Source organism: Methanohalobium sp., from assembly GCF_046546175.1.
In the GTDB taxonomy this organism is placed as follows: domain Archaea; phylum Halobacteriota; class Methanosarcinia; order Methanosarcinales; family Methanosarcinaceae; genus Methanohalobium.
This window is the reverse complement of sequence record NZ_JBKGYF010000067.1, coordinates 1-9,215: the sequence shown is the minus strand read 5'-3', so window position 1 is coordinate 9,215 and position 9,215 is coordinate 1. Positions and strand designations below refer to the sequence as shown.

The 9,215-nt window shown below is 38.3% G+C and carries 6 protein-coding genes and 3 pseudogenes; 6 read left to right on the top strand and 3 right to left on the bottom strand.

The window, feature by feature from the left end; all coding sequences use genetic code 11:
• Positions 1-30 precede the first annotated feature (30 nt).
• The gene (locus ACLFMM_RS07595; RefSeq protein ID WP_410808127.1) at positions 31-717 is read left to right on the top strand and encodes a PrsW family intramembrane metalloprotease; all 687 of its coding nucleotides are present in this window, start codon (positions 31-33) and stop codon (positions 715-717) included.
• 18 nt (positions 718-735) lie between these two features.
• Here ACLFMM_RS07595 and ACLFMM_RS07590 read toward each other — a convergent pair.
• The 3 genes and pseudogenes from ACLFMM_RS07590 to mtxX form a co-directional block, all read right to left on the bottom strand.
• Positions 736-2,031: pseudogene (locus tag ACLFMM_RS07590) on the bottom strand (RNA-guided endonuclease InsQ/TnpB family protein).
• Between the two features lie 164 nt (positions 2,032-2,195).
• Complete coding sequence (locus tag ACLFMM_RS07585) at positions 2,196-2,807, bottom strand: tetrahydromethanopterin S-methyltransferase subunit A (RefSeq protein WP_410808126.1); 612 nt, start codon at positions 2,805-2,807, stop codon at positions 2,196-2,198.
• Between the two features lies 1 nt (position 2,808).
• Positions 2,809-3,648: a methanogenesis marker protein Mmp4/MtxX gene (gene mtxX / locus ACLFMM_RS07580; RefSeq protein WP_410808125.1), complete on the bottom strand. Its 840-nt coding sequence runs from the start codon at positions 3,646-3,648 to the stop codon at positions 2,809-2,811.
• A gap of 108 nt (positions 3,649-3,756) precedes the next feature.
• Here mtxX and ACLFMM_RS07575 point away from each other — a divergent pair, with 108 nt between their 5' ends.
• From ACLFMM_RS07575 to ACLFMM_RS07555, 5 genes and pseudogenes are all read left to right on the top strand, one after another.
• Complete coding sequence (locus ACLFMM_RS07575; RefSeq protein ID WP_410808124.1) at positions 3,757-5,274, top strand: replication factor C large subunit; 1,518 nt, start codon at positions 3,757-3,759, stop codon at positions 5,272-5,274.
• A 345-nt stretch (positions 5,275-5,619) separates the two neighbouring features.
• On the top strand, positions 5,620-7,488 hold the full coding sequence (locus tag ACLFMM_RS07570; RefSeq protein ID WP_410808123.1) for a DNA topoisomerase VI subunit B: 1,869 nt from the start codon (positions 5,620-5,622) through the stop codon (positions 7,486-7,488).
• Between the two features lies 1 nt (position 7,489).
• On the top strand, positions 7,490-8,602 hold the full coding sequence (locus tag ACLFMM_RS07565; RefSeq protein ID WP_410808122.1) for a DNA topoisomerase IV subunit A: 1,113 nt from the start codon (positions 7,490-7,492) through the stop codon (positions 8,600-8,602).
• A gap of 26 nt (positions 8,603-8,628) precedes the next feature.
• Positions 8,629-8,940, top strand: a pseudogene (locus ACLFMM_RS07560) (transposase); the annotation flags it as partial.
• A 57-nt stretch (positions 8,941-8,997) separates the two neighbouring features.
• Positions 8,998-9,215, top strand: a pseudogene (locus ACLFMM_RS07555) (IS5/IS1182 family transposase); the annotation flags it as partial.

Here is a 9,215-nt window from a genome sequence, read left to right as displayed (position 1 = left end):
TGTTTAAATGTAGATAGCCATTGAATTATTATGCACACTCTTACACTCATAATAATTCTTGCCTATGCCCCCAGCCTGGCTATATTATGGTATTTTTATCATAAGGATAAATATGAACCAGAGCCTAAAACGTATGTAATTCTGACATTTATATACGGTGCACTCAATTCTGTTATAATCGCTTTGTTTTTTGAACAATTGTTATTCCAGTTTATACCCCGAACAATTTTCACCATAGCGTTGATATCTGGTTTTGTGGAAGAGATTACAAAGGGATACATCATCAGGATACCCTATAAAGCCAGACAGATGGATGGTATCATGGACGGGGTCGTCTACGGTGTTGCAGCAGGTCTTGGGTTTGCAGCTACTGAAAACCTGTTGTATGGTATGGGGTTTGGTATAGGCATATCTTTACAGAGAGCGTTATTAACCCCTATTGCACATGGAGTGTGGACCGCTACTGTTGGTGTAGGTTATGGGTTAAAAGCTGAAAACAAACTAAAGTATCCGCTCATGTACTTCTATTTCGCAGCTATTTCTCTCCATTTCTTATGGAATTATTTTGCGCTACTGTCCAGAGACAATCCATTCTTTTTTTCGGTTGTAATTCTGCTGATACTATTTAACATCGCGATAATTTCCAATTTTGTAAAAGCCGGATTAAAAGAAGACAGGTACAGGTATAGAGAATCAAAGTCAGCTACCAACGACTAAAGTCGTTGGCTTGTCAGGTTAAACTGACAATTTAATTCGAGAGAAGGCTGGTCGCTTTTCAGGTTCAAAAGTAACCCTTATTCTCTCCGGTCTGCTGACGAGACCTCTATCGGTTATCCTGTTTATACAGGAATCACCGACTACTTTTCTTAAGATATTCAATGCACCATTAACATCGGCATTGATCAATTGACCGGTGGAAGACTTGAACAGTTCTCTCTTAATCCTTCTACCCATATATTTTTCATGTTTTCTGATGGGTTCCAGAGCAAGTGAATCGGTTTTACTGGTATAGGATTCGTCCTCTTCCATGTAGTTGATTCCGTACAAATCACATTTGGACTGTAGTTTACTTTTGAACAGGAAATATGGTATATTCTGGAAATTCTGGTTATTCATTTTACCAATGTTCTGTTCCTGTTTAATTTCTTTCAATTCACCTATAACAACATTGCCGATGTCTTTATCGATGCAGGTTCTGACGATGTGATCAACTGACCTGTTCAGGAACTCGTCCACCTTATTATCACGCTTAGAAGTAAGCCTACTTAATCTGTTAGTGAACTTGTGTTCCATACCCTGTTTGTCTTTTACACCCTGCAACCTTGCCTTTTCTTTGTTGTAGAACTGGTTTATGGATTTGATGTGCTTGCCATCAATAATTTCGGCTGTACCTGTAGATGTTTCCACACAGGTTGCAAAGTTATCCAGACCTAAGTCAATCGATAGATATTGATTTTTGTCCAGATTCATGTCTTCTGGTTTCTTATCATAAACATACTGTATCTGGTAGAACTTGCCGTCATGTTTTGGAACAATCAGGACCTCTTTTAATTCATCAGGATTGATGTGGTCCGGTAGTTTGAATGTTAATTCATCACCATTAAGATTATTTTGTCTTTTGAATTGCCTGCTCATACCTAGTTTGAAATATCTACCCTTGATAGACATTCTTTGAGCAGGATATATCAATACAAACCGTCCATTTTTGTCCAAATAACCTGGTGTATTAATGGGTCGGTTGTAGTTTCCTTTTTTCCTTTCTTTGAGCAGTCTGAAATAGCTCTTGAATGTCCTATCTACGACTTTAAGAACTTGTTGAGCATTATCGCTATACAACAGGCTGTAATTATCATTATCCTTGCAATAATGGTAATTATTGGTGTACGGTAAGAACTTGTTATTGTAGAAATAATACTGTCAAACGTTATATACTCCAACATTGTACAGGTTCTTGGATAGTTTACTCAGAGTGTTAACTATCCAGTACTGCTGTTTGTTCATGCGTAGATAGTTTTTGGTGGTGAATTTTATTGTATTATATATATAATGTTCTTCTTATTATAAAATTTTTATTCTCCCTATCAATGGGGTCTAAATTCCTCACTCTTTAAACGAGGTTAAAAGATATCCTTAAATCTTTGATTTAAGGAGAACGGTTAAAACCGTTGGTTTCCTTTGACCCCTATACCCCTTTCTCATGATTCAGAGTTAGTTTCAAGGATTAGACCTGTCTTCGTGTTGATAACAAATTCATCTGAAATGAACATATCACCTTTGCCTGATGGTGTTTGAGGGAGTGTTCTTGTTTTTCTACTTTTTGATATAATTAGGATAGGTTCTTCATTATAGAACATACCTTTGTTTTTATATTTATCAACAATATTTTTTATCTTTTCCAGATCGGTTAACCCTATACAATCAATCAATTCAACCTGTTTTTGGAAACGATGTATTGCAATTCTTGGAATGTTTTCTATAAATGGAATGGCACCTTCTGACCCGATAATTCTTCCTTTCTCATCGATACCATTTTGATGTAACTTTAAAAGAGTATGTCCGGATAGATGTCCTCTGGATTCACCACCACACAGCAGAACATATCTTATATTGGAATTGGATACGATATTGGCAACTAATTTCTCAGCTCCCAGATTTTCTGTTTTACATGTTCCCCAGATAGCGGCTTCTGGATAAGGGTTAATCGAACTGGCAAGAGTAACTACTGCAACTCTTGATTCAGGGTTGCCGCTGGTGTAATCACCTTTCACAACCGGCCAATCATCAGCTATGCGTTTTAAAATAACCACCTCATATTGTTTTTATAGAAGTCAGTGCACTGGCAAGCGTGACAGCTCTGGTAAAATCCTGTCGTGCCCTTGATGTGTCTACAAAGACATATTTATCAGTTAGAACAGGCGCCCCTATACCTTCACCACCACACAGATACACAATAGTTCTAAAAATCAGGTTACCTGTAATACCATCAGGTGCGTATATAAAATCGGACTCTTTAACAGCATCTTCTATCAAAATATTGTAATTTTTGGCATTTATTCCGTTATCCAGTAAATATTTGGTTACAAATTCTGCATCCTCCAGGGTCCTGTCGACTTTACTGTCACGTCCGAGGTCTCCTGGTCTGCCGCCTGATAATACACCAACAGTAGGGTTAATATCAAATCTGCGTATATGTTCAACACTCTTTTTTATATGTTCAATTTTTGATTTTAAGTCGATGCCCTCATCTATCCCGACAGGTGCAAAGAAAAAAGGTCTTCCTTTATTTGTTTGGAGTAGAGCGATACGGTACAGTTTTTCAACTTTCATCTGTTTTTTTAAGTGATCAAGGACTTTTGATGCCTGAATGTTTCCTCTTACAGCTGCATCTATATCACCGGACGCGAGAAGTTTGCAGATTGATTTTTCCGGGTCGTTAGTGTCTATAATTTCCAGGTTGTGATTTACATCTATTTTATCGATATCACTTTTGCATCCAACAAGTACAATTTGTGCATGACCGAAATCCTGAGATTTTTTTAAACTAACCAGTATATTTACTGAAGGGTTTTTTATCCCTATAGCAACTCTTGCTCTGTTTGCAAGTGCTTTTTCTTCAATTATGTTTAATATTGAGTTATCATTAAACATTATAAACAAGAAAAGAATAATAAATATAATTCCTTATTAATTTTTGCTCTAAAGTAATAGAAATGCAAACATTAATTAATACTTCATATTTATTTGGAACTGGTTAAGATGACTGAACCGATTGAATGGGCTGAAAAACACAGACCAGCTAGACTTTCTGATGTTGTAGGCAACAGGAAAGCTGTAGATTCTTTGAAAAAATGGGCTGAAGAATGGTTAAATACTGTACCTGAAAAAAGAGCTGTAATACTGCACGGTGGAGCTGGTATCGGCAAGACTTCAGCAGCCCATGCACTTGCCAATGATTTTGGATGGGAGGTAATAGAACTCAATGCAAGTGACCAGAGGACTGCAGAAGTTATTAACAGAATCGCGGGTTCTGCATCAAAGACAGGTACACTCTACGGGTCAAATGGTAAAAGACTGATAGTTCTTGATGAAGCAGACAACCTGCATGGCACCAATGACCGCGGTGGAGCCCGTGCCATATCCGAGACGATAAAAACAACAAACCAGCCAGTTGTCCTGATTGCAAACGATGTCTATGGTGTAGCATCGTCAATTCGAAACCAATGTCTGGAAATTAAATTCAATAATGTACAAATCCGATCTATCGCCACTGCTCTTAAAAAAATCTGTAATAAAGAAGGTATAACCTGTGCCGATGAATCAATCGAAAAACTGGCTCAGGATTCAAGTGGTGATGTGCGCAGTGCTATAAATGACCTCCAGGCTGCAGTATCAGGTAATGAGCTTCATGTTGAAGATATCGCCACATCCCTGAGGGATACAGAAGAATCCATATTCAAAGTCCTTACAAAAATTTTCAAAGGCAATGATATTAAAGAAGCTCTCAATGCTACATACGGTCTTGACGAAAGTCCAGAAGACATGATCCACTGGATTGATGAAAACCTGCCTGCCCAGTATAAACAGGAGATTGATGATATAAACTCAGGCTACAGTTATCTTTCAAAGGCGGATGTGTATCTTGGAAGGGTAAGAAACAGACAAAATTACCGGTTGTGGCGTTATGCAGGTTCACTTATGGTATGTGGAATGATAGTATCCAGATCCCAGACATATAAAGGATTTATTAAATTCAGCCCGCCATCGTACTGGAGAAAACTGGGACAGATGCGTGCAAAACGCGATCTCAGGGATAATATCGCGTCAAAAATCGGCCAGCATAATCATAAGTCTATCCGTTATGTGCGTTCTAACCTAGCACCTGTATACACTCAGTTATTGAAGGATGATGATTATGCAGTGGATATTACAGCCGACCTGAAACTTACACTAGATGAACTTTCCTATCTTACAGGGAGTAAAAAGACCACAAAAAGGCTTAAGGATATACATCAAAAAGCAGAGTCATTGATGGAAGAAACCGTACCTGAAACCTTTCCATCTTACAGCACCAATCCATCTTACAGCACCAATACCAGTAAAACGTCCAGCAAAAAGAAAAATTCCAAACTTGATGACATTGGATTTAATAAACAGGAAAGTCGTCAACAAACAAATACAGATAGTATGAATGATGAAAAAAACCAGTCCAGTCAGTCTGAAAACAGTGACAAAAAATCACAGGATAAATCACAGAAATCTCTGTTTGATTTTTAAATTATGGTTTTTGATTTTTATTGTATACCAATTTAAGGTAAGAGGAGCGGGTTGGGGAGTGGGGGTTAATGAAAAAAGTTTATTTACCCGCTCTACAAACTAATAAATGTTATTTTATTATAAAAAGTTTTGCAAATAATTATCATCATGATTATGATTTAGAGTGGTAATACAACAATCCAATATAAACAAGCTGCAAAAACTTTATAAAATATCGCTTTGTGATGAACTTATTGAGTAGAGTTCAAGTGTTTTATTTTTATTTACAAGCTGTAAATTTGTCTTAAATCCGATTTGAAAATATATTTATCAAAACAATATTTTAACTTAAAAGGTAGTATAATTATGTCATCCCCGATTGCAGAAGAGCTTGCAAAAAACCAGCAAACTATCAGTGTCGCAGAATTCTTTGAAAAGAACAGACAGATACTTGGATTTGATTCAGCCCCCAGAAGCCTGATTACAACCGTAAAAGAAGCAGTAGATAATGCACTGGATGCTGCAGAAGAATCAGATATACTTCCCGATATTTTGCTGCAGATTGAGCGAACCGGTAAAGATACACTTGCTGTGATAATCGAGGATAATGGGCCCGGTATTGTCAGAGAACAGATACCGAAAGTTTTTGCGAAACTGTTGTACGGTTCACGGTTCCATGCATTGAAACAGAGCCGTGGTCAGCAGGGTATAGGTATATCTGCAGCGGTATTGTATTCCCAGCTTACGACAGGTTTACAAACAAAGATTATTTCTAAAATTGGTCCAAAATCACCAGCTCATTATTATGAAGTTATGATCAATACCAGTACCAATGAGCCTGAAATCCTGAAGGATGAAATTATTGACTGGGATCGACCCCATGGTACACGGGTTGAAATGGAGATGGAAGCATCTTATGTAAAGGGTCGCAGACAATCAGTTTATGAATATTTTAAAGCGACTGCAATTGTAAATCCTCACGCACGTTTGACTTTAATAGAACCCGACGGCAATGAGATAGTTTTTGAACGTGCAACTGATAAATTACCTAAAGCTCCGGATGAGATTCTTCCCCATCCACATGGTATAGAAATGGGTACTTTGATGAAGATGTTGAGGTATACCGAACGTCAAAAACTGGGTGCCTTTTTACGTTATTCCTTTTCAAAAATAGGTCTGAATACTGCAGATGAGATTTGCAAAACGGCAGGGCTTGATTTTGAAAAGGATCCTCACGAAATTACAAGACTTGAAGCAAAGAAATTACTGGAATCGTTTTCTAAAGTAAAAATAATGTCACCGCCTACCAATTGTCTATCACCAATTGGTGAAAATTTGACCTATAAAGGATTAAATAAAGAATTCAATGTGGACTTTATCGCAACGACTACCCGTTCACCATCAGTGTATTCAGGGAATCCGTTTATCATTGAGGTGGGTATAGCATACGGGGGAGATCTACCAAAAGATGATAGAATTGATATAATGCGTTTTGCAAACCGTGTGCCTCTTCTCTATCAGCAGGGGGGATGTGTGACTACCCATGCAGCCGAATCTATTAAATGGAAACAATACGGATTAAATCAACCCGGTGGAGGTCTTCCAACCGGTCCTGCGGTAGTACTTGTACATGTTGCATCTACAAATGTACCATTTACTTCTGAATCAAAGGATGCTATTGCAGATATACCCGAAATAAAGGATGAAATCGAGCTTGCCATCAAGGATGTAGCAAGGAAATTGAACCGTTACCTGAACAGACAGGGAACACTCAAGAAACGAAGAGAGAAGGAAGTAATCATCTCCAAGGTTTTGCCAAAAATGGCTTCAACACTTGCCGAAACCCTTGATCGTGAAAAACCTGATATAAATCCGGTTGTAGCTAAAATAATGGGCAATATTCTGGTAAGTAGGGAGGTTAACAGAAATGATGGAGATAGTGTGGATGTATCTATCAGGATAGTTAATTATGCAAACAAATCTTATGAGTTTGATTTGCATGAAATGTTTCCCTACGAAATCAAAAACATGAGTCCTGAACCTAAAATAACCTCACTTGGAGATGATTTTGATTATAAATGGAACATTAATATACCTTCCAATTCTTCTAAAGTGATAAATTACTCAATTGTGTCGATCATGGATGAGGAATTATCCCGTCTTCCTTCTATGACAATTGAGGGTGTGGATGATGAACTTGTTACCGGTGCAAAAGCGATAAAGGAGATTGTTTAAAATGGCAGATAGTTCTGAGCTACCACAGCAGAAAGAGCATGATTCTGTGGCAAAAGACCGGTTGCTGGGTATTGCCAAAAAGTTATACGACCAGTTTGTAGAGGGGATTATCCCCTATGTAACCCTTCCAAGCCGTACAAAAGGAAATATTGAGTACAACAGCAACAGTGATGTCTGGGTTTACGGTGGCCGTGAAAGTGAGCGTAGTGCTAAAACTACAAAAGGGGCCTATCAGCTGTTGAAAACATCCAAAGCTGTTGATTTCATTATAAACAACCATTTGGGACAGAATCGCGGTTCTACGTTAAGAGAGCTGTATTACATTTCTGAAAACTGGGATATTGCCAAATTCCGTGAACAACCGGAAAGCGATAAACTGGTGGAAGACCTTGAAATCATCACAAATCTGCAGCGTGAATATTTCCATATGCGCCCAGAGGAAGACGGAGCAACACTTTTTGGACCTTTAAAAATCAGAGAGGAGACAAAACGCGGCGCAAGAACAATCCACTGCCAGGAGGATATCGGTGAAAGCGGATACCAGATACCTTTTAACGTGGAAAACATAGAATTCCTGGAACACAATGCCAATTTCATAATCGCCATAGAAACCGGTGGTATGTATGCCAGACTTATTGAAAACGGGTTTGATGAAAAATACAATGCTATACTTGTCCACTTAAAAGGACAACCAGCCCGTTCAACCCGAAGGATAATCAAACGCATGAATGAGGAACTAGGACTACCTGTACTGGTATTTACAGACGGTGACCCTTGGTCATACCGGATTTATGCATCCATCGCCTACGGTGCAATAAAAAGTGCTCATCTATCCGAGTTCATGGCGACACCTGATGCCAAATTCCTGGGGCTGCAACCGACTGATATAGTGGAATATGAATTATCCACCGACAAACTAACAGAAAGAGATGTGGAGGCACTCAGAAGCGAACTTTCAGACCCTCGATTTGAAACTGATTACTGGAAGGAACAGATTGAACTCCAGCTTGATATCAAGAAAAAAGCAGAACAACAGGCATTTGCAGGTAAAGGTCTGGATTTTGTAACCGAGACGTATCTACCGGATAGGTTGAAAGACCTGGGGATTATTTAAATTTAGGACTTTTCACCTTTCTTTATATATATAAAGAAAACCCCGATGTCTTTACAGGCTGTCCGACAATTCTGACCACTGTTAACCTATTTTTATCTATCAGACAAATAAATATACATTATAGGTTAATTAATTTACTAATATGGCGTTCATCCAATCATCCAAGGATACTCTGTAAAGTACTGATACAGGCCATAATCGATGGAATCAGATCATCACGTACCATCGCACAATGTGTACGTGAGAATGTAGTATACATATACCTCGCTGAGAAGCTGACCCCGCATTTCAGGACAATAAGCGATTTCAGAAAGAACAATGGTGATTTGATCAGAGAAATCTTCAAAAACACTGTCTTTGCTGCCAGAGAAGTTGGGTCAGTGGAGATGGAACAGATGAGTATCGATGGATCTGTAGTTAAAGCGTCTACTTCCAACAACAGTACTGTCACAAGAAATGAACTGGAAGTTATCGAAGATTACATCAACAAGATGCTGAAAGAAAGTTTTGCAACTGATGAACTCGAAGATGAGCAATTACAAGACTGCAGGGGCTACAATCAGCTTGATGAAAACGGCAAGAATCGAGTGAAATCCATATGCAAGAAGTATGC